The sequence below is a fragment of the Rhodanobacteraceae bacterium genome (assembly GCA_016713135.1).
Lineage (GTDB): Bacteria > Pseudomonadota > Gammaproteobacteria > Xanthomonadales > SZUA-5 > JADKFD01.
In genome coordinates this window covers 100,867-125,677 of record JADJPR010000002.1, presented here as the reverse complement: position 1 = coordinate 125,677, position 24,811 = coordinate 100,867, and the positions used below count along the sequence as shown (strand labels likewise).

18 protein-coding genes are annotated in these 24,811 nt (G+C 69.4%); 8 read left to right on the top strand and 10 right to left on the bottom strand.

What is annotated here, in order from left to right:
- Window positions 1-63 precede the first annotated feature (63 nt).
- The 3 genes from petA to IPK27_02760 are packed head-to-tail and all read left to right on the top strand — an operon-like array spanning window position 64 to window position 2,658.
- The gene (petA, locus tag IPK27_02770) at window positions 64-660 is read left to right on the top strand and encodes a ubiquinol-cytochrome c reductase iron-sulfur subunit (GenBank protein ID MBK8066577.1); all 597 of its coding nucleotides are present in this window, start codon (window positions 64-66) and stop codon (window positions 658-660) included.
- Window positions 660-1,901 (top strand): cytochrome b N-terminal domain-containing protein, encoded by a 1,242-nt coding sequence (locus tag IPK27_02765; protein ID MBK8066576.1) that lies wholly within the window; start codon window positions 660-662, stop codon window positions 1,899-1,901. The genes petA and IPK27_02765 overlap by 1 nt, the downstream gene beginning before the upstream one ends.
- Complete coding sequence (locus IPK27_02760) at window positions 1,894-2,658, top strand: cytochrome c1 (GenBank protein ID MBK8066575.1); 765 nt, start codon at window positions 1,894-1,896, stop codon at window positions 2,656-2,658. The genes IPK27_02765 and IPK27_02760 overlap by 8 nt, the downstream gene beginning before the upstream one ends.
- Here the strand turns inward: IPK27_02760 and IPK27_02755 are convergent.
- Window positions 2,606-3,637 (bottom strand): hypothetical protein, encoded by a 1,032-nt coding sequence (locus IPK27_02755; GenBank protein MBK8066574.1) that lies wholly within the window; start codon window positions 3,635-3,637, stop codon window positions 2,606-2,608. The two genes, IPK27_02760 and IPK27_02755, sit on opposite strands and share 53 nt — an antisense overlap.
- A 64-nt stretch (window positions 3,638-3,701) precedes the next feature.
- Between IPK27_02755 and IPK27_02750 the strand changes: the two genes are divergently transcribed.
- Together IPK27_02750 and IPK27_02745 are read left to right on the top strand one after the other, a co-directional pair.
- Window positions 3,702-4,508, top strand: a complete 807-nt coding sequence (locus IPK27_02750) for a glutathione S-transferase N-terminal domain-containing protein (protein ID MBK8066573.1) — start codon at window positions 3,702-3,704, stop codon at window positions 4,506-4,508.
- Between the two features lie 82 nt (window positions 4,509-4,590).
- A complete protein-coding gene (locus IPK27_02745) occupies window positions 4,591-5,043 on the top strand; it encodes a ClpXP protease specificity-enhancing factor (protein ID MBK8066572.1) in 453 nt (150 codons plus the stop codon).
- A gap of 197 nt (window positions 5,044-5,240) precedes the next feature.
- Here IPK27_02745 and IPK27_02740 read toward each other — a convergent pair whose 3' ends face one another.
- Window positions 5,241-9,902, bottom strand: coding sequence for a glycosyltransferase (locus IPK27_02740; GenBank protein MBK8066571.1), 4,662 nt, complete (start codon window positions 9,900-9,902; stop codon window positions 5,241-5,243).
- Window positions 9,903-10,269: 367 nt separating this feature from the next.
- Between IPK27_02740 and IPK27_02735 the strand changes: the two genes are divergently transcribed.
- Both IPK27_02735 and IPK27_02730 read left to right on the top strand, forming a co-directional pair.
- Window positions 10,270-10,932 carry a hypothetical protein gene (locus IPK27_02735; GenBank protein ID MBK8066570.1) on the top strand — a complete coding sequence of 221 codons (663 nt, stop codon included), beginning with the start codon at window positions 10,270-10,272 and terminating at the stop codon, window positions 10,930-10,932.
- Window positions 10,844-12,481 (top strand): transglycosylase domain-containing protein, encoded by a 1,638-nt coding sequence (locus IPK27_02730; protein MBK8066569.1) that lies wholly within the window; start codon window positions 10,844-10,846, stop codon window positions 12,479-12,481. The genes IPK27_02735 and IPK27_02730 overlap by 89 nt, the downstream gene beginning before the upstream one ends.
- A 343-nt stretch (window positions 12,482-12,824) precedes the next feature.
- Here IPK27_02730 and IPK27_02725 read toward each other — a convergent pair whose 3' ends face one another.
- Window positions 12,825-14,840 (bottom strand): DUF11 domain-containing protein, encoded by a 2,016-nt coding sequence (locus IPK27_02725; protein ID MBK8066568.1) that lies wholly within the window; start codon window positions 14,838-14,840, stop codon window positions 12,825-12,827.
- A gap of 171 nt (window positions 14,841-15,011) precedes the next feature.
- Between IPK27_02725 and IPK27_02720 the strand changes: the two genes are divergently transcribed.
- A complete protein-coding gene (locus IPK27_02720) occupies window positions 15,012-16,577 on the top strand; it encodes a DUF853 family protein (GenBank protein MBK8066567.1) in 1,566 nt (521 codons plus the stop codon).
- A gap of 17 nt (window positions 16,578-16,594) precedes the next feature.
- Here the strand turns inward: IPK27_02720 and IPK27_02715 are convergent, their stop codons facing one another.
- From IPK27_02715 to IPK27_02685, 7 genes are all read right to left on the bottom strand, one after another.
- Complete coding sequence (locus IPK27_02715; GenBank protein ID MBK8066566.1) at window positions 16,595-17,332, bottom strand: hypothetical protein; 738 nt, start codon at window positions 17,330-17,332, stop codon at window positions 16,595-16,597.
- Entirely contained in the window at window positions 17,227-19,047 is a 1,821-nt protein-coding gene (locus tag IPK27_02710) for a hypothetical protein (GenBank protein ID MBK8066565.1), read from the bottom strand. Before IPK27_02710 ends, IPK27_02715 begins: the two co-directional genes overlap by 106 nt.
- Complete coding sequence (locus IPK27_02705) at window positions 18,930-20,330, bottom strand: hypothetical protein (protein ID MBK8066564.1); 1,401 nt, start codon at window positions 20,328-20,330, stop codon at window positions 18,930-18,932. The genes IPK27_02710 and IPK27_02705 overlap by 118 nt, the downstream gene beginning before the upstream one ends.
- 60 nt (window positions 20,331-20,390) lie before the next feature.
- Window positions 20,391-20,525: a diguanylate cyclase gene (locus IPK27_02700; GenBank protein MBK8066563.1), complete on the bottom strand. Its 135-nt coding sequence runs from the start codon at window positions 20,523-20,525 to the stop codon at window positions 20,391-20,393.
- Window positions 20,462-21,148, bottom strand: a complete 687-nt coding sequence (locus tag IPK27_02695; GenBank protein MBK8066562.1) for a GGDEF domain-containing protein — start codon at window positions 21,146-21,148, stop codon at window positions 20,462-20,464. Before IPK27_02695 ends, IPK27_02700 begins: the two co-directional genes overlap by 64 nt.
- A gap of 44 nt (window positions 21,149-21,192) precedes the next feature.
- Window positions 21,193-22,500 carry a tetratricopeptide repeat protein gene (locus tag IPK27_02690; GenBank protein MBK8066561.1) on the bottom strand — a complete coding sequence of 436 codons (1,308 nt, stop codon included), beginning with the start codon at window positions 22,498-22,500 and terminating at the stop codon, window positions 21,193-21,195.
- 61 nt (window positions 22,501-22,561) lie between these two features.
- Window positions 22,562-24,451 carry an MFS transporter gene (locus IPK27_02685; protein ID MBK8066560.1) on the bottom strand — a complete coding sequence of 630 codons (1,890 nt, stop codon included), beginning with the start codon at window positions 24,449-24,451 and terminating at the stop codon, window positions 22,562-22,564.
- Between the last annotated feature and the right edge of the window lie 360 nt (window positions 24,452-24,811).

Below are 24,811 nucleotides of genomic sequence, written 5' to 3'. Positions count from 1 at the left end.
GCACGGTTTCGGGGCCCTGGGGTTCGGTCGCCGAATGCTCTTTCGTTCCGCATGGAGTCAAGCATGGCAGCAGAGTCCGTGAATCACGGCCGGCGCCGCTTTCTGACCGCGTCGACCGTCGTGGTGGGTGGGGTGGGTGGCGTCTACGCCGCTGTCCCGTTCATTGCGGCATGGAAACCGAGTGCAAAGGCCGTCGCGGCCGGCGCGCCGGTGTCCGCCGACATCAGCAAGCTCGCGGTGGGTCAGCAACTGACGGTCGCCTGGCGCGGTCGCCCGATCTTCATCGTCCGGCGCAGCGAGGAAATGCTCGCGGCGCTGCCGGGCGAGGACGGACGCCTGAAGGATCCGCAGTCCGCGGTGGAGGAGCAGCAGCCGGCGTTCGCGAAGAACGCCCACCGCTCGCTGAAGCCCGACGTCCTCGTGCTCGTGGGTTCGTGCACGCACCTCGGCTGCTCGCCGAAGCTGCACACCGAAGTCCAGCCGGAACCCTGGGATGCCGAGTGGAAGGGCGGCTATTACTGCCCCTGCCACAACTCGAAATTCGATCTCGCAGGCCGCGTCTACGAAGGCTCGCCGGCACCCACCAACCTGGTGGTTCCGCCCTACCGTTTCGACGGTGACAGCCGGGTGATCATTGGCGAATCCGAAGGAGCGGCGTAATGGCTGGCGAACGCACTTCCACCGCGACCGGAATCCTCGGCTGGTTCGACCAGCGCATGCCGGTAATGGACTTCTGGAACAAGCACCTGGCGCAGTACTACGCGCCGAAGAACTTCAACGTCTGGTACTACTTCGGTTCGCTTGCGATGCTGGTGCTGGTCAACCAGATCGTCACCGGCATCTGGCTGACGATGCACTACAAGCCGAGCGCGGCGGAGGCCTTCGCCTCGGTCGAGTACATCATGCGCGACGTGGAGTGGGGCTGGCTGATCCGCTACATGCACTCGACCGGTGCCAGCTTCTTCTTCATCTGCGTCTACCTGCACATGTTCCGCGGCCTGTTGTACGGCTCCTACCAGAAGCCGCGCGAGCTGGTCTGGGTGCTCGGCATGCTGATCTTCCTGGCGCTGATGGCGGAGGCCTTCCTCGGCTATGTGCTGCCGTGGGGCCAGATGTCCTTCTGGGGCGCGCAGGTGATCGTGTCGCTGTTCGGCGCCATCCCGTATGTCGGTGAAGGTCTGGTGCAGTGGATCCAGGGCGACTACCTGCCGTCGGACGCCACCATCAACCGCTTCTTCGCGCTGCATGTGGTCGCGCTGCCGATCTCGCTGCTCGGCCTGGTGGTACTGCACCTGGGCGCGCTGCATGAAGTCGGGTCGAACAACCCGGACGGCGTCGACATCAAGAAGAAGAAGGATGCGCAGGGCAAGCCGCTCGACGGCATCGCCTTCCATCCCTACTACACGGTCAAGGACCTGTTCGGCGTCGGCGTGTTCCTGATGCTGTTCGCCTTCGTGATCTTCTTCGCCCCCACCTTTGGCGACCTGTTCCTGGAGTACGACAACTTCAACCCGGCGGACCCGATGGTGACGCCGGCGCACATCAAGCCGGTCTGGTACTTCACGCCTTACTACGCGATGTTGCGCGCGATCCCGGACAAGCTGGCCGGTGTGGTGGTGATGGGCGCCGCGGTGATGATCCTGTTCCTGATCCCGTGGCTGGACCGCTCTCCGGTGCGCTCGATCCGCTACCGTGGTCCGCTGACCAAGATCGCCCTGGCGCTGTTCACGGTGGCCTTCGTGACCTTGGGTTACCTCGGATTGCAAGCGGGCAGCGAGATCCAGAAGCTGATCGCGCAGATCTGCACCGCCATCTACTTCCTGTACTTTCTTCTCATGCCGGTCTACACCAAGATGGATTCGGTGAAGCCGGTGCCTGATCGGGTGACCATGCATGATTAAGCGCCTGCTTCCCTGGCTTTTCGCCCTCGTCGCCGGTTCGGCCATGGCCGCCGGCGACGGCCCGGTGCTGCAGCAATCGGGCGCCAACATCTCCGATCGCGCCTCGCTGCAGCGCGGTGCCCAGTTGTACTTCAACTACTGCGCCGGCTGCCACTCGCTGCAGTACATGCGCTATTCGCGCATGGCCACGGACCTTGGCCTGACCGAAGAGCAGGTGATGAAGTACCTGAACTTCACCGGCGCCAAGTTCGGCGAGACCATCCACTCTGCCATGCCGGCCGGCGTCGGCGATGCGGGCATCGGTGGTGAGGACTGGTTCGGCAAGGCACCGCCCGACCTGTCGCTGATCACCCGCGCGCGGCATGACGGCGTGAACTACGTCTACACCTACCTGCTGTCCTTCTACCCGGATCCGACCCGTCCGATCGGCTGGAACAACACGGTGTTCCCGAACGCCTCGATGCCGAACGTGCTGTGGGATCGCCAGGGCATCCAGACCCTGCGTCCAGCGGAGGAAGGCGAGGAGGCGCACGGCGGACACGCGGCCGGCCCGAAGTTCGACCTGGTCAAGCCGGGCAGCCGCAGCGAGGCGGAGTTCAAGCAGGACGCGCGCGACATTACCGCCTTCCTGCAGTACGTCGGCGAGCCAGCGGCGCTGGACCGCGAGAAGTACGGCATCTGGGTACTGCTGTACCTGCTGCTGTTCACTTGCGTGGCTTGGCTGCTGAAGCACGAATACTGGAAAGACGTGCACTGAGGCGGCCCCTGCCGCACCAGGAAAGGCCCCGGCAACGGGGCCTTTTTTGTGTGCGTTCTCCAGGGTTTGTGAGTGCAGGTCTTGCCGGCGCGGACTTGGCCCGAGTGCCCGCTGTGATGCCGCTGGGCCCGGCCACGGGCAATCCCAACCAGGGTTTCAACCCGTTGGGCGTCGGCGCACTGTCGACGTCCCGGTTGCCCGGTGCACTCACGCCGGCGCCAGCCATGCCGCGCCGGCAGCCGACAGGAACAGCGACAGCAGGAACATCCCGACAGCCTGGAGCACCGCGTTCCGGCCCTCGGGGGCCAGGTCGGGAGCTCAGCAGGTACCACGGGATGCCCACTGCAGCGATCAGGATGACGGTTGCAGTCAACGGGGTGGTGCGCGGGAAACTGCGCTGGTCCGAGTCGACGCGGTACCAGAGGTAGATCAGGAAGGCCATCAGGCAGATCCACACGGGCTCCAGCTGCTTCTGTCCGACAGTGGCACCCGAGATGAAACTCACGGCGCAGAAGCCCATCAGCACCTGGCGCTTGACCGACTGGTAGCGCGCAGCCAGCGCGAGACCCTGGGCCGGCTCCGGCACATCGGCCGTGGCAGCATCGGCGTGCCACGGCGTTCGACGACCCGGGTGGCTTGCGTTGATCCTGTCGGCGGGCACGCCGGCGCGCGCCAGCAGTTCCTCGAAATACCCGCGTTCCCGCAACTCGCGATTGTCCGGCTGCGCCACGCAGATCAGCATGCGCGCGAGAATCAGGCGCGAGTTGCCTTCCACCGGTTGCGCCGGGCCGCCATGGGCATCGACCCAGGCCCACAGGCGCGCCTCGATGGCATCGAGGTCGGCGAGGTCACCGTTGACCCAATAGCCGCGAAGTGCCGGCAACTCCGCTTCTGCGAGCGGGAACTCGGGCCATTCGAGGGCCTCGATCCAGCGCAGCATGTAGCGGGCATAGTCCTGGTTGGCGTTGGAATCGAGCATCTGACTCGGGTGCGAAGAGTGCCGGGACCGCATGATGCCCGCGCGCGGCGTTGATCGACAGTCAATGCCGGTACGCAGTCCGCGCGGGCCGGCCCGCGCGTTCTCCCGGATCCCCGCGCCGAGCTACCCGCCCGGGCGCGGCTGGATTCATCGACAGCCGTCCGCTAAGCTCGCGGCGCGCGCCACGGCCGGATCGACGCCGCGCACGCCGCAGACCTCGATCCAAGGAGGACGCCGCCTCATGTCGCCGCCGGGCCCGCGATCGCGCAGTGCGTTGACGCTCTATTCCCACGTGGATTGCCCGCGCTCGCATGCGATCCGCTTCGTGCTCGCGCTCAAGGGGCTGCCGCACGACCTGGTCTACGTCGATCCCGCGCATCCGCCGTCGGAGCTGGAGTCGGTGATGCCCCGGCTGGTGCTGCCGGTGCTGGTCGAGCGCGACGTGGTGCTTTACGAGCCCAGGATCATTGCCGAATACCTGGACGAACGGTTCCCGCATCCACCGCTGCTGCCCAGCGATCCGCTGGGCCGTGCCCGCGGCCGGCTGACGGTTTACCGCATCGAGCAGGAGTGGCTTGCCCAGCTCGACATGATTCGCCAGGGCGACCAGGCCGCCGCGGCGCAGGCGCGGGAGGCCCTGCGCGCCGATCTGTCTGAATCGGACCCGCTGTTCAGCGCCGCCAAGTTCTTCCTGAGCCCGGATATCTGCATGGCGGACTGTATGCTGTTGCCGATCCTGTGGCGCCTCCCCGCGGCGGGACTGAAGCTCCGCGACCTGGGTCCTGGCATCGACGCCTACGCGCAGCGCCTGTTCAACACGCCGCTGTTTCAGCGCACGCTGTCGGACACTGAGCGGGCGTTCGCGGGCTGACTCCGCCGGGGCCGTCGCAGTCACCCACGGCATGCCGGGCACCAGCGCTGATCAGCCGAATCCGAAGGAAACGAAAATGGACATGACCCCCACACGACCCTACTTGGTGCGTGCGATCTACGACTGGATCATCGACAACCGCTGCACGCCCTACCTCTTGCTGGATGCGGCAGTGGCAGGCGTGCGGGTGCCGCGCCAGGCGATCAAGGATGGACGCGTTCTGCTCAATATCGCGCCGCATGCGGTGGATCGCCTTGAACTCGGCCTCGACGAGATTCGGTTCAACGCGCGTTTCTCCGGCGTGAGCCAGTCGATCGTCGCACCGAGCTCAGCGGTGCTTGCGATTTACGCGCAGGAAAACGGGCAGGGGATGATGTTTCCTGCCGAGGACCAGGGTGAGGATTCCAGCGAGGCACAGGGCGCGGCCGAGGCCGAGACTGAGGCAGTGGCCAGCGACGACGTCGGCCAGGATGTCGCCCCGCCGCCGGCCCCGACCCCAGAGCGCCAGCGCCCCTCGTTGCGCATCGTCAAGTAGCCTTGGCGGCAGCGGCCGCCTTCAGTTGCGTCGGCTCCTAGTGTCCGCTGCCCTTCGTTGGTTGAAGGAATTTCCGATGCATTTTGGCCCGAGGCCAGGCGAGAGGAGGGTGAAAGCCGGCGGCTTGCGCGGCATGCCGCGCGCCGGCTTGAACGCCAGCAACTGGTTGCGGGCGGGAACCGGAGGTCATGGCAGGGCTATGGCGACGACGAACAACGACGCATTCGGGGCAAAAGGCGCGGAAATAATTCATCGAACCAATGGCAGGGGACACTAGCGCGGAAGGCCGCGCCGGTTGCGCGCGTCAACCCCCGCAGGATGCGCTGCAGCGCCCGGCTTGCCGCGTCGAACGAGAAGTGCGACTCGATGTTCGCCAGCCCCGCATCGGACAGCCGCAGCCACAGCTCCGGGTCCCGGTACAGGCGCACGATCTCGTCGGCGAAGCCCGCGGGTTCGGCAGCGACCAGGGCCTCGCTCCCCGCAGCGATCTCCATGCCCTCGACGGCGATCGGCGTGGCCACCACCGGCTGGCCGTAGGCCATCGACTGGTTGACCTTGCCCTTGACGCCGGCGCCGTAGCGCAGCGGGGCGACGGCGACGCGGATGCCGTCGAGGAAGGGCTCGATGTGCTCGACGAAACCGTGCACGACGACGCCGTTGCCGGCCAGTGCGGCCACTTCGGGCGGGCACTTGCTGCCGACGATGTGGAACTGGACCTCGGGCAGCGCGATACGCACGCGTGGCCAGATCTCGGCGACGAACCACTGCACGGCGTCGACATTGGGTTGATGCTGGAAACCGCCGACGAACCACAGGTCCTTGCGCACCTCGAAACCGGCGCGACGGCCGTGCACTTCGTGGATGTTGGACAGCACCTCGACGCGCCGGCCGGGCGCTTCGCGCGAGAGCAGGTCCAGCTCCACCGGGCTGACCACGATGGTGACGTCGCAGCGACGGATCAGGTCAAGTTCGGCCTCGCGGGTGGCTTCCGCCTGCCTCGCCAGCGCCTCGCTCTGCTCGACCTTCGCCGCGCGCTGCTCGCGCAGGTAATGCAAATCGACGGTGTCGAACAGCACGCGTGCCTGCGGCGCGTGTTCGCGCGCCAGATCGACATAGTGCCGGGCGACGTAATGGCGGCTGAGCATGATCGCGTCGAACTGGCGCCCGCGTTCGCGGAAGAAGGCCACCGGATCATTCAGCCAAGGGCCGTGCAGCACTTCGACGCCGAGCGCGCGCAGCTCGTCGGTGTAGCGCGGGACGTAGGCGCGGTTGTCGGCGAAGAAGGTGCATTGCCAGCCGAGCGCGTTCAGCACCCGCACCAGGTTGATGTAGCGAACCGAGCCCGAATCCTGGTCGGGTGTGGGCGTGGTGGCGTCGATCAGCAGGATCCGGCCCTTCGCGCGATGGGTCGCGGCGCGCCAGATGCCCGCGTGGTCGGTGGGTGCCGGCTGCCGCGCCAGGGCATCCTTCCAGCGTTCGAGGAACTTCTGCTGGTTGATCACCTGGTAGCGCTTGGTGCCGCTGCTGGTATCGGTGCCGCCGGTGACGCCCTCGAAGTGGACTACCTTCGACGCCGGCTGGTAGACCACGCGCAGGCCGGCCGCGCGCACCTTGAAGGCGAGGTCGGTGTCTTCGTAGTAGGCCGGCTTGTACAGGCTGTCGAAGCCGCCGAAGCTGGCGAACAGCGCCTTCTCGATCAGGATCGCGGCGCCCGAGCAGTAGTCGGCTTCACGCGGGTAGTCGTAGCGCGGATCGTCCGGGTGGTCGAAGCGGCCATAATTCCAACCCGAGCCGTCGTTGAACACGATGCCGCCGGCCTCCTGCAGCCGGCCGTCGGGGTAGATCAGCTTGGACCCGACCAGGCCGACGCGCTCGAACTCATCGTAGCTGGCGATCAGTGGTTCCAGCCAGCCCGGCTGCACCGCGGTGTCGTTGTTGAGGAAGAACAGGTACTGGCCGCGCGCCAGCGCCGCGCCGGCATTGCAGGCGCCGATGAAGCCGAGGTTCTGCGGGTTCTTGTGGAAGCGTACGCCGCCGACCTTGGGCACTTCGACGGCGGTTGCGTCGGAGCTCCCATCGTCGACCACGATCACTTCGAAGGGCACGCTGCCGGCGGTGTCGGCGAGCGCCTTGAGGCAGTTCCAGGTGTGGTGCAACTGGTTGTAGACAGGCACGATCACCGACACGCGTGGCGTATCGCTGGTGGCGATCGCCAGCGGCGCATAGGTCTCGGCCGGTTGCGGGGTTTCGACCTGCACCGTGACCGGCGCTTGCTGCGACTGGTCGCGCAATTCCTGGCGCGCGCGTGCAAAGGTGCCACGCAGCCCGCGCCGGGCCAGGCTGCCGCGCACGCGTCCGGCCAGGCTGGCCAGGCGTAATGCGCGGAAGCGCAACGAGGCGCGGATGCGCTTGAGCACGCGGCCGATGGCGCGCAGCGGTTTGGTGATGCGCCAGCTGGTGCTGGCGATGATCTCGGCACGCTGCGCCGCGAGGGCGTCGCACTCGCGTTGCAGGTGGTCGCGCGCCGCAGTCAGTTGCTGCGTCTGCAGATCGAGTTCCGCGCGTGCCTGTTCCAGGTGCGCCATCCTTGTTCGCAGCGATTCGAACTGCTGGTCGCGATCGTCCAGCACGCGCGCCATGTCGTTCATCTGCGCTTCCAGCGCAACTCGCTGCTGCTCTGCTTCTTCCATGATCCTGCTGAGCTCCCCCTGAAGCCGGGTCAGACTGAGGTCCAGTTGCGCGCGCTGTGCCTCGGCCGCGGCCAGCGATTGTTCGAACACGCTCTCGCGCTGGTTCAGCCAATGCCGCGTGCGGCCGAGTTCCTGGTCGAGGTCCTGCGCCCAACGGGTGCGCTCGGCGAGCTGGCGGTTGAGATCGAAGCCCCACTCGGCGCGCCGCGCGAGCTCCGCCTGCTGTTCGGCGAGGCCCGCGAGCGCATCGGCCAGGCGCAGTTGATGGTCGCACAGTGCATCGGCATGCACGGCGAGCGCGAGCGAGGCGCAGTCGGTGCGCCGCAGCGGATAGCGCAGCGGCGCGCGCTCGCCTGCGGGCAGCAGCGCCTGGTAGTCGGCGAGCATCTGCGCCAGCGAGCGCGGGCTGCGTTGCTGCAGGTTCTCGCGGATGCGCTGCAGCGGCGCGCGATCAAGCGCCAACTGCGCGATCGCAGTGGCGACGCTGGCCGCATCCGGGTCCACCAGCATGCCGTCGACGCCATCCTCGATACGCTCGGCGAAAGCGCCGAGGCGTGTGGCCACTGGCGGGATTGCCAGGCGCCACAGTTCGCTCAGGGTGTAGGAGAAGGTTTCGGCGACGGTGCCGGGCAGCAGCGCCACGTGCGGTCGGATGCGCCCCAGGATCGCGGGCAGTTCGGCATGCGCGTAGTCAAGCAGCACATGCACGCCGCTGGTACCGAACAGCGCCTCGGCAGCCTTGCCAGCGCCCACCAGGTAAAGATCGCAGTGCAGCGAGAGTCCCGGCAGCAACTGGCGCAGCAGATCGAGTCCCTTGGCGCCGTTGATGCGTCCGAGCACCACGACACGCAGCTTGCCGCCCGCATCGAAGGGAGCCTCGCGCAGGGCCGGTTCTTCGCCCGACCAGCCCGCGCTGCCATGCGCGATGCAGCGGCGCGGCAGCGCGGCCAGTGCCGGTGCCACGCGTGCGAGGTTGGCGAGCACGCCACGACCAGGGGCAACGATCTCGGCGCGCGCGGCGAGCAGGGCCTCGATGGCCTGCTGGCGCAGCGCTTCCCACCAGGCCGGATCGCGCTCCGCGAACGGGCCTTCATCGCGCAGGTCGGCAGCCATTTCGGCGGCGTCGAAGCGTGCGTCGGGGGCGCCGAAATCGCGGTGCAAGGCCGGCCAGAACGGGAAGTAATCGTGCGCAACCCAGCGCAGCGGCAGGCCCGTGCCGAGCGCATCGAGCGAGTGGCCGATCAGCGACGACACCCAGATTTGCTCGACCGCGTAGTCGGCGATGACTCCCGCGAGCGCCTGGCGATAGCCTTCGTGGCGTGCAACGAGGGCGCCGATGGCCGGCGACATCAGCATCCGCCGCAACGGCGGTCCGCCACGCGCGTCCGTCAGTTCGATGAACTCGCCGTGCCGGCGCCGGCTGGGGTTGCCGACCGCGCGCAGCAGCAAATGGTGGCGCGCGCCATCGCTGCGGGCCAGGTCGCGCACAAAGCGCTCGGCCCCGCCGCCCCAGCCGTGGAGGATGTGCAGCACCACCGGGCGCGCGTCGCGTGCGGCCGCAGTCCAAGGACCGGCATTCGTGGCGACCTCGCGCAACGCAAGGCGCAGCGCCGCCAGCGCATGCGCAGGCGCGCGCTCGCGGCGGTCGGCGGGCGTTGCCAGCCCGATGATCGGTCCGGGGACGTGCGTGTAGACGTGGTCGACCAGTTCCAGGTCGGCGCCTGGATCGGCGCCCGGCGCCAACACCAGGATCGCCGGCGCGGTCGCGGCGACCGGCTGCAGGCGGCGTTCTCCGAGGGCGTGCACGGCCGCGTCGATGACCGCCGGTTCGCTGTCCAGCGTGGTGTCCGGGCTGGCGACCGTCAGTTGCGGATCGCCATTGAACAGCGCCGTCATCGGCCCGCGCGCGAGGCTCGCCGCGTGCAGCAGTCGCGCCAGCGCATCGTCGGCCAGCCAAAGGTCCGGACGGCGCACGCGGACCAGGGTGGCTACCGGGAAACGCTTGCGCAGCGCCGCCAGTTCGGCGCGCCAGTCCGGCGCCACCGGACGCGGGAACAGGGTGGCGCCAGGCGTCGCGGCGAGCGCCTGGAGCTCGGCGCTGCAGTCATCGACCGGCAGGCACAGCACAAGAGCCGATGGCGGCGCAGTCGAGGGGTCGGAAGCTTGCATCCAGTCTCGTTCGGGCGGCGCAGCCAAGACCGGCGCGCACGGGGGCGCGGATTATCGGTCAGGCGGGCGGGGAGCGGAAGCGTTGGGGCTTAGGCAAAAGGTGGGGCGGGGCCCAAGCAAAGGCGGGGCAGGGGTCAGGGGGCGGGGGACCGGGCTCAAGGCGTGGATGGTCGGATGCGGTGTTCACCAGATTGCCGGTGCTGGTACCCACGCTGCCGGCAGGGTCATTGCCCAGCAAGCCAGGTCCCCCGCCCCCTGCCCCTTGCCCCTTGCCCCGCTGCCCCTTTTTTGCTCCACCCCCTTCCTGCCCGCCATTCGCCCGCCTTCAGTTGGCCGGCGTTGGCAGGGTCCGCTTATGCTCCGCGGCATGAAACTCTGGTTCTGGCGCGTTTTCTGGTTCGGTCTGGGCCTGCTGCTGGGTGCGGCGGGGCCGACCATCGTGTATCTGAACCGGCTGATCGACGCGCGCTTCGACCTCGGCAGGCAGCCGGTCGCGAGCCGCGTCTACGCGCGCCCGCTGCTGCTGGCGCCCGGCATGCGCATCAGCGCCGACATGCTGCAGATCGAATTGTCCGAGGCGCGCTACCGCAGCGATGTCACCGCTGCCTCGCCTGGCAGCTATCGCCGTGACGGCGGTCGTTTCGAGATCCATACCCGTGGTTTCACCTACGGCGACGGCCGCGAGCGCGCCGAACGCATCGAGGTGGTGATCGACGGCGGCAAGGTCGCGCGGCTCAAACGCCTGTCCGACAACAAGCTGCTGCCGCACAAGCGCCTGGATCCGGCGCGCATTGCGACCATCCTGCCCGAGGACGACACCGAGCGCCTGCCGCTGCCGATCGCGCAGATGCCGGCGCTGTTGGTGGCCGGGATCCAGTCGGTGGAGGACCGCAATTTCGGGCGACCATCCCGGCATCGACCTGTGGGGCATCGCCCGCGCGATGTGGGCCAACCTGAAGGCGCGCCGCTGGGTCCAGGGCGGCTCGACCATCACCCAGCAGCTGGTCAAGAACACTCTGCTCAGCAATGACCGCGAGTTCAGGCGAAAGGCGCTGGAAATCGGCCTGGCGCTGGTGATCGAGGCGCGCTTCGACAAGCGCACGATCCTGGAGTCCTACCTCAACCGTGCCTACATCGGCCAGAACGGCGCGCTCGCGGTACATGGCTTCGGCGCCGGCGCGGAGTTCTACTTCGGGCGCCCGCTCGAATCGCTGGATCCGGCCGAGATCGCGCTGCTGATCGGCCTGGTCAAGGGCCCGAGCTACTACGATCCACGGCGCAACCCGGAGCGGGCGATCACCCGCCGGCGGGTGGTGCTGGGGCAGATGGCCGAGACCGGATTGCTCAATCCGGCGCAGTTGGAGTCCGCGCTCAAGGCGCCGCTGGCGGTGGTGCCGCGGCCGCCGTCTCGAGTGCGCTATCCGGCCTTCGTCGAACTGGTGCGGGGGCAGATCCGACGTGATTACGACCAGTCGCGGCTGCAGAGCGAAGGCCTGACGATCCTGACGACGCTGGACCCCGGCGCGCAGGCACTGGCTGAAGCAGCGATGACCGCGTCGCTGGCCGCGGTCGACAAGGAACAGGTGGTTCAGGGCGCGGTGGTGCTGACCCGTGCGCGCGATGGCGAGGTGCTCGCCCTGGTCGGCGGTCGCGATTCGCGTGCGTCGGGCTTCAACCGGGCACTGGAAGCGCGCCGGCCGGTCGGTTCTCTGTTGAAGCCCTTCGTCTACCTGCTGGCGCTGTCGCAGCCGGCGCGCTACAGCCTGGCGAGCCTGATCCCGGACGATCCGATCGCGCTGAAGCTGCCCACCGGCAAGACCTGGGCGCCGAAGAACTACGACCGCAAGAGCCACGGGACCGTGCCCCTGGTCGACGCCCTGGCGCGCTCCTACAACCTCGCCACCGCGCGCGTCGGCCTCGACATCGGCGTGCGCTCGCTGGGGCAGTTGATCGGCAACCTCGGCATTGAAGCGCCGGCCGATCCGCAGCCTTCCCTGATCCTCGGGTCGATCGACTTGTCGCCCCTGGAGGTCGCCCAGCTCTACCAGAGCCTGGCGAGCGGCGGGCAGGTGGTGCCGATCTCATCGGTGCGCGAAGTGCTGGACAGCCAGGGCAAGGCGCTGACGCGTTTCCCGCGGCCGGCCGGCAATCCCGCGGGCGCTGACGTGGTCAAACTGGTCACCGTGGCGCTGAACGAAACGACTTTGTCGGGTACCGCCAGCAGTTTGTCGAGTGGCAGCGGCATCCGCCTCGATTCGGCCGGCAAGACCGGCACCTCGGACGAGTCGCGTGACAGTTGGTACGCGGGCTACACCGGCGAGCACCTGGCGGTGGTCTGGCTGGGCCGCGACGACAACCAGCCCACCCGACTGACCGGGGCCAGCGGCGCGCTCAAGGTCTGGACCGCGCTGTTCCGCCAGTTGCCGAGCGCGGACCTGCGCCTGGAATTCAGCGATGCGATCCGCTGGCTGCCCTTCGACACCGGCGACGGCTGCCAACGCATCCGCTTCTACCCGGTGTTGCCACCCTACCAACCGGACAACACGCGCTCGTGCCTGGAAGCGCTGACCGTGCCGTGATCGGGCGGGAAGCGGGACGCGGGAACCCCGTGGGGCGCGCGTGCTTGGCGGGTGGCGGGCTGTCGAACGCGCGCTGATCGCGAGTTGTGGAGGCGGCGGCGATGACCCGCTAGGCGCCTCGCGGATTGTCGCCCGCGGCGGCTCCGATCGACGTGGATTCCGTTCTTCACCACCCCGGGCGCGCGGAGCAGTTCGCTCCTCGGATGCGTCGGCGACCGCGGAAATCGGATGATGCGGCGAGGGCCCTCGCCGGCGCAAAAAAGAAAGGGCGGCCCGACGGCCGCCCTTTCACTCCCTGCTTACCGCGCCGGACCGCACCGGAGTGCGGTCCGGCGGCTGGCGATCACGCCTGGCGGCGCACCGCCACGAAGCCCATCAGGCCCACCAGCAGGCCCAACAACATCAGGCCGAACTGGCCCAGCGTCGGGATCTCGTTGAACGGATAGCCAACGACCACGGAGACGCCCGCCGTATTGTTGTTGGGGACCGGGTCGGTGGTGGCTGACCCGGTGCTGGCGTTCACCGCGGTGTTGCCTTCGACGTTGCTGAAGGCCACGACCGTCAGGGTGCGCGTAGCGGCCGGAGCAGTGGCGCCGGCCCAGGTACAGACGATGGCGCCGGTGTTGCCGACCTGCGGCGTGGTGCAGGTGGCGCCGCTGGCGGTGTGGCTGCTGTAGCGGAAGTCCGGCGTCAGCGTGATCGTCACCGAGACGTTCTGGGCATCGGACGGGCCGCCATTGGTGCTGATCGCGGTGAACGTCACCGGCACGTTGATCAACACCTGGGGGACCGAGGACGTCAGCGCGACCGACAGATTGGCCTCGGCAACCACGGCGGTGCTGGCGGTAGCGCTGTTGTTGGCAGGGTTCGAGTCGGTGGTGGGGGAACTGGCCGAGGCGGTCGCGGAGATCGGGCTGCTGCTGGCGGCGGACGCGGCAACCAGGACCACGTAGGTCACGCTGCGGCTGGCACCCGGCGCGGTGGCGCCGGCGAAGGTGCAGTTGGTGCCGGCGCAGGTGCCGCCCGCAGCGGTCGCCGACACCAGCGTGGTGTTGGCCGGCAGCGGCAGGTTGATCGCGACGTCCTGCGCATCCGACGGACCGGCGTTGGTCGCGGTGGCCACGTAGGTCAGGTTGGTACCGGCAGTCACCGGATCCGGCGAGTCGGTCAGAGTGATCGACAGATCGGCCGAGGTGGCGACGGTGGTCGTCGTGGTCGCGGCGTTGTCCGGCGGATCCAGTTCGTTGGTGGCCGAGGTTGCGGTGGCGGTCACGCTCAGGACCGCGGCGTTGGCTGTGCTGGCCGGGACCGACGCGACCACGGTGACATCGCGCGAGGCGCCGTTGGCGGTGTTGCCAGCCCAGGTGCAGGTCACGGTGCCATTGGCGCCGACTGCCGGGGACACGCAGGTGCCGCCCGCGCTCGGCGTGGCCGAGACGAAGTTGCTGCCCGCCGCCAGCGGCAGCGCGACAGCGACGTCCGTCGCGTCGCCCGGGCCGGCGTTGTTGACGGTCGCGACGTAGGTCACATTGCTGCCGGCGGTCACCGGATCCGGCGTGTCGGTCAGGGTGGTGACCAGATCAGTGCCCGGCAGCGTGCCTTCCAGCGTGATCGGGAAGCCCTGGGCCGGCGTGCCAGTGCCGCCATCAAGCGCAGGAACCCACGTGCCCGCCTGACTCTGCAGGCCGTTGCCGGTGACCGCCTGACCAAGGATCGAGATCGCCGGTGCCCATGGACCCGAAGCAAGCGTGCCGCTGAGCGCGAAGTCCAGCCAGTAGGTGCCGGCCGGCAGGGTGATGTTGAGTCCGCTCGCGGTGACCGACATGATCGGTCGATTGGTGGCACCCACCGTCGTCTCGGTGGTGCGATAGATGTTCGCGAAGGCAGCGCTGCTGAACCGGTTGGTGGTGGTGTCGCCGAAGACCACCGCAGAGCCGGCGACGTTCGGCGGCCCGTTCCAGATCTGGAAGGTGATGCCGTTGTGGGTCGGGGTGGTCGTCGAACCGGTCTGGTAGGAATAAACCGTCACGGCGTTGATGGTGTAGCCGCCCGCGGGCACCACGAAATCATCGGCGATGCGATTCGGAACCGTCTGTTGGACGCCGAAGCCGATCGTGCCCATGCCCAGGGACGTGGATTGCAGGCGGCTGTCATCGGTACCGCCAGCGCCGGCGCCGGGATGGGTCACGAGCAGTGCGCGCTGATCCTGCAGGATCGTGCCGCGCGGGCCGCCGGTCGGACCGGGAGTGTAGGCCGGGCCCGGGGCTTCGTTGGCGCCGAGCACGTCGTAGGCCTGCGAGAACGCAGACGAACTGCCGAGCGCGAGTGCGCCCAACAACAATGGGGTGAGGAATCGCATGGGCGTCTCCGAGGTTTTTATGGGTATGAACCGCTTCGCTAGGCTAGAGGACAACGGGTTCCCGGTAAAGGATTGTGCGCGCGCCGTTGGTCGGCTCGGCGCCGGCGCTGGTTCCGCGCCCGGCTTTCGCCGTAGCCTTGGCGCAACTCCCGCGGGTTCTTGCACACACCAATGACCAACACTGCCCAGATGACGATCGCCCGCGGCACGCGCGACCTCTCCCTGCTGACGCGCTACGCCAATCGCCACGGCTTGATCGCCGGCGCGACCGGTACCGGCAAGAGCGTGTCGCTGATGCTGCTGGCCGAGGAATTCAGCAAGCGCGGCGTGCCGGTGTTCCTGGCGGACGTCAAGGGTGACCTCGCCGGGCTCTCACAAACCGCTGTGATGAGCGACAAGCTGCGCAACCGCCTGAAGCTGCTCGGGATCGAGCAGCAGTGGCAGCCCGGCGCCAATCCGGTGGTGTTCTGGGACATCTACGGCCAGAACGGGCATCCGCTGCGCACCACCATCAGCGAGATGGGTCCGATCCTGCTGGCGCGCCTGATGGAACTCAACGAGGTCCAGTCGGGTGTCCTCAACATCGTGTTCCGGGTGGCCGACGAGGAAGGCCTGCTGCTGCTGGACCTGCCGGACCTGCGCGCCATGCTGAATTACGTGGCGGAGAACGCGAAGGAGATTTCGGCCGAGTACGGCCTGGTGTCGGCCACTTCGATTGCTGCGGTGCAACGCGCGCTGCTCGGCCTGGAGGATGCCGGCGCGCGCGCCTTTTTCGGCGAGCCGGCCTTCGAACTACGCGATTTCTTCGCGATCGACCCGGCCGGCCGCGGCGTGATCAACGTGATGAGTGCCGAACAGCTGATCATGAAGCCCAAGCTGTATTCGAGCTTTCTGCTCTGGCTGCTGTCGGAACTCTTCGAGCAGTTGCCCGAGGTGGGCGACCTCGACAAGCCGCGCCTGGTGTTCTTCTTCGACGAGGCACACCTGCTGTTCGACGATGCGCCGCCCTCGCTGGTGCAACGAGTGGAGCAGGTGGTCCGCCTGATCCGCTCCAAGGGCGTCGGGGTCTATTTCTGCAGCCAGAACCCGGACGATGTGCCGGGCGACATCCTCGGCCAGCTCGGCCATCGCGTGCAGCACGCATTGCGGGCGTTCACGCCGCGCGACCAGAAGGCGGTCAAGACCGCGGCGGAGACTTTCGTCGCCAACCCGGGCCTGGATGTGGTCAAGGCGATCACTGAACTGGGCGTCGGCGAGGCGCTGGTGTCCTTCCTCGAAGAAGGCGGGCGCCCGGCGATGGTCGAGCGCGCCTGGATCCTGACGCCGGGTTGCCGCATCGGCGCGATCACACCCGAGGAGCGCGCCGCAGTGCGCGCGCGCAGCCCGGTCGGTGGCAAGTACGACCAACCGGTGGATCGCGAATCCGCCTATGAGGTGCTCAAGCGGCGCGCCGAGCCCCAGGCCGAGGCCGCGCCGGAGCCGCAGGCAACCGGCGGCGGCTGGAGCCTGAACTGGCCCTGGGGCAAGCAGACGCCCGCGCCGCCACCGCCGCCCGCGCCGCGCCAGCGCGCCCCCGCACCGCGCCCGGCGCCGGCGCCCAGGCCCGCCCCCGCGCCACGCGGCAGCAATCGCCAGGGCGTGGGCGAGGCCTTCGCCAAGTCCGTCGCGCGGACCGTCGGCAACCAGCTCGGGCGCTCCTTGCTGCGCGGCATTCTGGGCGCGATCAAGGGGCGCTGAGGGGCATCAAGGGCGGACTAAGACGTCGCTTCGGGCCGCCTTTCCCGTTGCGGCAGCCCGGCTGAGCCCCAGGCCCTGACTGCCAGCGCATCGGGCAGTGCCAGGCAAAGCGATGCTTGCTGCGCGTCGCTGCAATGCGCGCGCGCCAGCGCGCCGAGGCGCTGGAACCAGTCCACCGGGCCATCGTCCAGCAAGTCGGTGTTGCCGGACTGCAAGGCGTGGAGCAGCCAGTGTTCGCCCAGGTCTTGCGGCCAGCGCTGCAGCAGACGGCGCGCGTGACTGGCCGACCACGCTTGCGGCGCGGCCAGCAGCGTGAGGTCGCGCCATTGCGGGTGCTGCCACAGCCGCAGGCAGCGTTGGGCGTCGAAGCTGCCGCGCAGTTGCCGTTGCAGCCAGCCGCGGGCCCATGCGGGTGGCTCAGGATGATCGATCAGCGCATCGGTCAGCGAGCGCGCCTCCGGGTGTGCTTCCAGCAGCGTCAGCGACGCTTGTTCCGCGCGCTCGTCCAGGGACTGCCATGCGAATCGCATCGCCCCGAGGGCGCTGGCGCCGACGGCCGCGCGCAGCAGGGCATGCGCCTCGTGTGCGCGCTTGCGCTGGCTGCCCGCGCGATGGGACTGCCGGCGCAACAGGCCGCGCGTCTCGTCGATCAGCCCGGCGTCGCCGATGTCGCCGAGGATGCGCGCGGCGATGAGGCTGTTGTCGTCCAGCGCGGCCACGATGGCCGGCAGCGCCGCGCGCCAGGCGGTCGCCACCTGGCGTGCCCAATACGCCTCGATCGGGCTGCAGGGCGAGAGATCGCCCGGGCGCCGGGCGTAGCGGCGCAGCGCTGGCCACAGCGCCGGCCAGTCGCAGATCGCATCGCCGAGCGCATTCCATGGCGGTGCATCCGGCCATTCGATGGTGTCGATGCCCAGTTCGTCCGGATCCGAATGGCGCAAGCGCGCGGCGAGCTGCAAGGGATGCGTACGCAATGCGGGGTGGCGCGCGACCAGTGCTTCCAGTGCCCGTCGCACCGCGCGATCGGGCCTTGGTGGCGCGAACAGCGGCAGGGCAACGGGTGCCGCCAGATGCTCGCGTGCGGCCAGCGCAAGCAGCCAGCGCGGCAGGCGCTCGCCAGTGTGCCGCGCCTGCAGCAGACGCAGCATGCGCGGCGGATCCGGATCGCGCCGCCAGGCGCCGCGCAGGGCGCGCAGCAGCCAGTCTTCAGAGGCACGCACGCAGTCGGCGCAATCGGCAGGGAGGCCATCGGCGAGCCGTTCCCAGGCGGCGCGAGCAAGGGCAGCTGCGCAGCGAGCGCCGTGAAGGAAAGGGTCTCGACCCAGCGTGGCAGCAGCGTCAGCAGCGCGTGCTCGAAACTGTCGTCGTCAAAGCGTGCGTCCGCCGGTTCGGTGAGCAACTCGCGCAGGGCGTGGCGGATCGACTCGTCGTCGATCGGGTTGTCGCCGAGGTCGCGGCCGAAGCCGACCCGCGCCGGATCTTGCAGCTGGCGACGCAGCTTCAGCAACTCGCCGAGTGGCGCCTCGCGCAGCGCTTCGAAGCGGTAGCGGTCGCGCCGCTGCGGATCACCGAGCAGGCGCAGCAGCCCGCTGCGGCCGTAGCGCGCCTGCAGCAGCGCGAGGTTGCGCAGGCCCGAGGGTCGCGCGTCGTACCAGTCGGGCAGCGCCGCGACATGTCCGGCGCGCGCGAGCGCGTGGCGACGCGCTTCGTTGGCCAGGTCCAGCCCCGGGATATCAAGCGCGCCGATGCCGAGTTCGCCGAGGTAGGCCTCGACCTGCTGCGCGGCCTCGCCGGCCTCCGCGCGACGCCAGGGGTGAGTGCCGTCGTCGTACCATTCGCGGCCGTTGAGCGTGTCGGGCTGGCCGTGATCCGCCGGCTCGATGCCGCACTGCGCAGCCAGTGCGCGGGCGTAGTCGTTGAAGGCGTCGATCAAGCCCTCGCCGGTGCCGATGCTGGTGTACACGCGGTAGCCGATCAGCTGCCAGTCGCCCGAGATCGCGATCAGCTGGCGCGCGAGGATGCGTCCGCGCGGATCGCGCAGGTAGACCACCCATTTGTTGGCGTCGAGCGCATTGATGATGGCGCTGTGGCGATTGCAGCCGGCGTCGATCGCGAGGCAGGAGTCGAAGGGCAGGCCCATGCGCAGCGCCTGCAGCGGATCGCGCTCGGCGGCCATGGTGCACGTGCTGCCGCGCCAGGGAAAGCTGTGGGCCGGCGGATCGAGCCAGGCCGCGGCGTCCAGGTGCGTGGCCGCGCGCGCCAGCCAGCCGGCGTTGCCTGGCAGGCGCAGGCGCCAGGCTGCCGCATCGCCGGACGCGGCGGCGCGCAGCAGGCCCTTGAGTTCGGCGTGGTTCAAGTCGACCGCCAGGTACAGCCGCGCCGCATCGCGCCAGGCCTCGTCCCAGCGCGGCGCCGGGCTGCCCACGGCGCGCGCCAGCGCGTCGCGCAGTGCGCCGTCGACCTGTTGCATCCGCCAACGGAGTTCGAGTTGTGTGCATTCTGCGGCGATGCGCCGGCGCGTGCGCGCGGGATCGCTGGCAGCCGGCCGCGCCAGTCGCGCGCGCCGCGGATCGTCCGCGGGCAGCGCGTCGAGAAAGGCGCGCTCGACTTCCCCGCGCTGCGCGGCCGCATGGTCCTGCCGCAGCCGCCGCGAGATCTCCACCGGCTCGCCGAGAGCCTCGCGAAGCGACAGGTAGCGGTCCACCAGCGCCGCGTCACCCAGCCAGTCGACGAAGCCGAGGTCGACGCGGGCGCCGAGTCCGGGGCGCAGCGGCGCCGCTTTGCGGCAGCTGACCAGCGCGCATCCAGCCGCAGCGCGCTGTCGGCCAGCGCGAGCGTCTGTTCGATCGCCCCCGGATCGCTGCGCAGCACCTGGTCCAGCGCGCTCGCCAGCGCCAGCAGCGTGGTGCTGCGCCCGCCGGCCAGGCGCGCAAACTGGTCCGGTGCCAGGTTCAGGCGGCCACCACCCGGCGTGCGCAGCAGGGCGGCGGTCAGGCGCAGGTAGACGCCGACCGCGTCCAGCGGCCAGTCGGCCGGCGGGGCCGCACGCGCACGACTTGCCGGCGGCCAGCATGCGACCGCACGCGGATCGACGCCGCGCGCGAGCCACGACCACCACGCATCCAGCGCATCGGCCGGCCAGATGCTGGTGGCGGCGGTCAGCGCTGCGGCAACGTCGGCTTCGCGCGGGCCATGGGTGGTGATGCGCGACAGCGCCTGTGCAAACACGCCATCGTCGCAGCCGTCGAGCATTGCTGCGTGGGTCGGCGGCGTATCGCACAACCAGGCCAGCGCCTCGCCGCGCGCATCCAGCGGCGGCAGCGGGGCGCCATCGAACCAGGCTGCCAGTGCGTCGCCGTTCGTTGGCGCGCCCATCCATGCCGACAGCCGCTGCACCCGCTGCCGCTGCGCCGCCAACCAGGCGCGGTCGCGACGTTGACCCGCGAGCCAGCGCGCGGGCGTGTCTTCCAGTTCATCCACATGCATCTGCAGCACCGCGAGCGCATGCGTGGCCGCCGCCAGGTGCTGGCGCGACAGCGGTTCGCAATGCGTGCCCTCGGTGAAGCAGGCCTTCAGTTCATTGCGCGCGACGCCGGGCCGCTGCAGCAGGGCGCGCAACGTGTGCACATCGCGCAGGCGGCCATCGCGCACCAGCCACAGTCCATCGGCCAACCGCAGCGCACGGCCATCCAGAGCCAGCAGCAGGCGCACCTGCCGCTTGAGTTCGGCCGGGTTGCGATCGGTCTTGGGCATGGGGGTGGCGGTGCAAAGGCCGGATTCTGCCCGAAGCGGACCGGGATGAACGCCCGTTCTTCAGTCCGCGCGCTCCAGGCGATTGCGGCCGTTCACCTTGGCCCGGTAGAGCGCGTGGTCTGCACGTGCGATCAGCGAATCGCTGTCTTCGCCGGGCAGGGCGCAGGCACAACCTGCGCTGCTGGTGATCCGCAGCTCGCCTTGCGCCGAGCGTCAGGGGCAGGTTGGCCAGCGTCTGCAGGCAGTGCTCGGCCAGCACGGCGGCGTCGTCGCAAGGCGGCTGCGGCAGGACCAGCAGGAATTCCCTCGCCGCCATAGCGCCCCAGGCTGCCCCGGCTGCCGATCTCCTGCATCAGGACGGCGCTTGCATGGCGCAGGGCCGCATCGCCCGCCGGGTGCCCGTGCTCGTCGTTGATGCGTTTGAAGTGGTCGAGGTCGAACAGCACGATGCTGCAGGGTGCTTGCGCATGATCCAGTGCCGTCCGTAGCCCGCGCAGGATGGCGCGCCGACTGCGGGTGCCGGTCAGCGCGTCAGTGCTGGCTTCAATCGCCAGCGCCTCGCTTTCGCGTTCCAGTTGCTGGTGGGCAGTCGCCAGCGTGCGGTGGCTCGCGGCCAGCGCTTGCTGGCGCCGGCGCAACTCGCGCATGCGCAGCCACAATGCGGCCGCCAGGGCGATCGCAAGCGCGGCGATCAGGGCCGCACGCAAAGCGCGTTCGCGCTCGCCCTGGGCCGCGAGTTCGGCGATCTGGCGCGCCTGCGCTTCATCCCGCGCGCGCCGCTTCGCGCTCGCGCGCCTGGCCTTCCAGGAACACCGCAATCTGTTCGGTACTCGCGGCGCCGCGGGCGCTGGATTCAGCCGCCTCATAGTCCAGCCTGGCGGCGTAAGCGTCGCGCATCTCGCCCGAGCTGATGCAAGGCGTCCGCTCGCAGGCGCAGCAGGGGGATGCGTTCCTGCGTGCGGACCACGCGCTGCGCGGTGGCCAGCGCTTCGTCGAGCAGTTGCAGCGCTTCGGTTTGCGCGTTCCAGGCTGCAGGAGCGCCTCGGCTTCGATGGTGGCCGCCGGCAACCAGTCGCTGATGCCCCTGGCTGGTCGCCAGCGCCTCGCGCTCCGCGCGGGCCAGTGCCAATGCCCGCGCCGGCCGGCCTTCACGCAATGCGGCGGCGGCCTCGCTTCGGGCGCATGCGGATTCGGATTCGGGAATGCCGCGCGCCAGCTCGCGCGCCTGCGCCAGGGCCTCGCTGGCCGCCGCGATCTCACCCGCGGCGTGGAGTGCGTCGGCAGATTCGCAATGCGCGTTGGCGCGAACCCGCGGATCCGTCGTCGGGCCCAGTCCGGCAAGCCCGGCGCGCCAGTGATGCAGCGCCCGCGCCGGGTTGCCGCCACGCAGGTGCAGTCGCGCCAGGGCCAGTTCCGCCTGTGCCGCGGCCTCGCCGCCGATCTTCAGCCGCAGCTGGGTCGCCTCCTGCATCAGTTCCAGCGCACGCAGGTATTCGCCGCGGTCGCTGTGGACGCTCGCGAGCTGCTGGATCGATGCGGGCAGCAGTTCCGGCAGGTCGTCCGTCAGCGTGCGGCGCAGCGCCAGCGCGCGCTCGAATGCCTGCATGGCCGCCGCGCCGTTGCCCATGCGTCGCTCGACGATGCCGATATTGGTGAGCGCATTCGCCTCGCGTCGTGGATTGCCGCGGGCGAGGGCCAGCATCTCGCGGTTCAGCGCAAGCGTTTCGTCGAAGCGGTACTGGGAATACAGCACGACGCCAAGTGCCAGCATCGGATCGAAGGCCGCATCGGACTGGCCCAGCGTGCGGTAGAGCGCAATCGATTCGCGGAACGCGGCTTCAGCGCCCGGCGCATCCTTGAGGCGCCAGCGGGCGCGACCCAGCGCGATCAGCGCCTCGGCGACCATCGCCTGCTGCCCTGCACGCCGGGCTTCGTCGATGCCGGCGCGCAGGATCGGTTCCCAGTACGCGGCGTCCGCGTTGACCTTGTCCTCCCGCGCCCTGCCGCGCAGGGCCATCAGGGCATTGAACTCGGCCGGTGCGCCCGCCAGGGTGGCCCAGGTGAGTGGGTTCTGGCGCGCAGTCGGTGCTTGCGCCGACAAGGGTCCGGCCGAGATTGCGCCCAACAGCAGGGCAGTCAGTCCCAACAGCAGGCCGGTCTTGCTGGTCACTGGGCGCTCCGCCAAACGACCTGCCGATTGTAAAGGCTCGCCGACCGGGGCGGGCTTACCATCAAGCGCGGTCCCCGCGCAGCGCGCGCACGTCGGCCTCCAGCAGCGCCGCCGTGGCGCCTTCCGGCGGGCGCGGCGTGCCCACCACCAGCCCGACGCGCGACCAGAAGCGGCGCGGCAACTTGAGCGGCCCGATGCCCTTGTCGCGGCGCGAGAACACGCTGCCCCACAGCCCCTGCAGCGCCATCGGCACCACCGTGACCGGATCGCGCGCCAGGATCCGCTCCATGCCGGGGCGGAAGGGCGCGATCTCGCCGTCGCGGGTCAACCCGCCCTCGGGGAAGATGCACACCAGGTTGCCATCGCGCAATTCGCGCGAAACTTCCTCGAAGGCCTTTTCCATCAGCGCCGGGTCTTCCTTGCGCCCGGCGATCGGGATCGCCTTGGCCCAGCGGAACACCTGCTTGGCGATCGGCATGTCGAAGATCTTGTAGTACATGACGAAGCGGATCGGGCGCGGCACCGAGCCCATCACCACCAGCGCATCGACGTAGCTGATGTGGTTGCACACCAGCAGCGCCGGGCCCTCGTCCGGCACCGCGTCGAGGCCGCGGATGCGCAGCCGGTAGAACACGTTGACCAGGATCCAGGCGATGAAGCGCAGCAGGAATTCCGGCACCAGGGTGTAGATGTAGACCGCCACCACCGCATTGCACAGCGCGGTGACCAGCAGCACCTGCGGCAGGGTCAGGCCGATGCCATTCATCAGCCCCCAGCCAAGCAACGATGCGGCCACCATGAACAGCGCGTTCAGGATGTTGTTGGCGCCGATCACCCGCGAGCGGTGGCTGGCCTCGCTGCGCTGCTGGATCAGCGCGAACAGCGGCACGATGAAGAAGCCGGAGAAGATCGCCATCAGCACCAGGTCGATCACGATGCGCCAGCCGTAGGCGGTGGCGAGGAAAGCGGCGATCGACAGGCCGCTGTTGCCGCTGGCCGCGGGCAGCGCGAAGTAGAGGTCGAGTCCGAACAGGGTCATGCCGATCGAGCCGAAGGGCACCAGGCCGATCTCCACCTTGCGCCGGCTGAGCAGTTCGCACAGCAGCGCGCCGACGCCCGTGCCGACCGAGAACAGCGCCAGCATCAGGGTGTAGACCGGCGTGTCGCCGCCGATCACGTCGCGCACGTACACCGGCAGGATCAGGAAGTACATCGAGCCGAAGAACCAGAACCAGCTGATCCCCAGGCAGCTCAGGAACACCGTGCGGTTGCCGGTCAGGAACTTGAGGCTGCGCCAGGTCTCGCTGAAGGGGTTCCAGTTGATCTGCAGGTCTGGCGCCACCGCGGCTGTTGATGGCATCGCCAGCGCGGCGATCCAGCCGATCAATGCGGTGCCGACCGCGACCACCGAGATGAGCACCAGGCCATCGCCCGGGATGCCGACCAGCGCGGTGCCGACCAGCGTGCCGAGCAGGATGGCCACCATCGTCGCGCTCTCGACCAGGCCGTTGCCGCCGGTGAGTTCGGCCTCGCTCAGCACCTGCGGCAGGATGCCGTACTTCAGCGGGCCGAACAGGGTGGCCTGCAGCCCCAGCAGGAACAGCACCGCCAGCAGCAGCGGCGCGCTCTTGAGCAGGAAGCCGACTGCCGCGAGTGCCATCAGGAGCACTTCCAGGCCCTTGATCCAGCGCGCCAGCCGCGCCTTGTCGTACTTGTCCGCGAGCTGGCCGCCGAGCGCCGAGAACAGGAAGAAGGGCGCGATGAACAGCGCGCCGGCCAGCAGCGAGAAACTCGCGGCTGGCATGCCCACATCGATGGCCCCGACGAACACCACCAGCGCGACCAGGCCCTGCTTGAATACATTGTCGTTGAACGCGCCGAGCGACTGGCCCAGGAAGAACGGCAGGAAGCGGCGCTCGGTCAGCAGGCCGAACTGGGATTGGCTGGACATGCGGGAGGCCGGTGAGTGGATGCGCTGGCGAGGCTAGCACCGCGGCCGCGCCGCGCGGGCCGCTGCGGCTGCGGGATCACCGGGTGCGCCCGCGGGTATCGCGAGGGGCGCGTCGTCCGGCAGTTCGCCCATCGACCCGTGCCCCGGCCCCCAGGCCCCCCGGGCCACGCCCGCGGGCCCCCCGCCGCCCTCCCTTCCTTTCCCCCCGGGGCCCCGCCGGCGGGAACCGGAAAAACAAAGTGGGGGGCGCCCCCCCCCCCCCCCACTACGATGAGCGCGCCCCCCCGGGGCCCGGCCCGCCCGCCAACAACTACGCAACCCAGAAGGCACGCTCGACGCGTTGCCGCCTGGCGCCCCGCC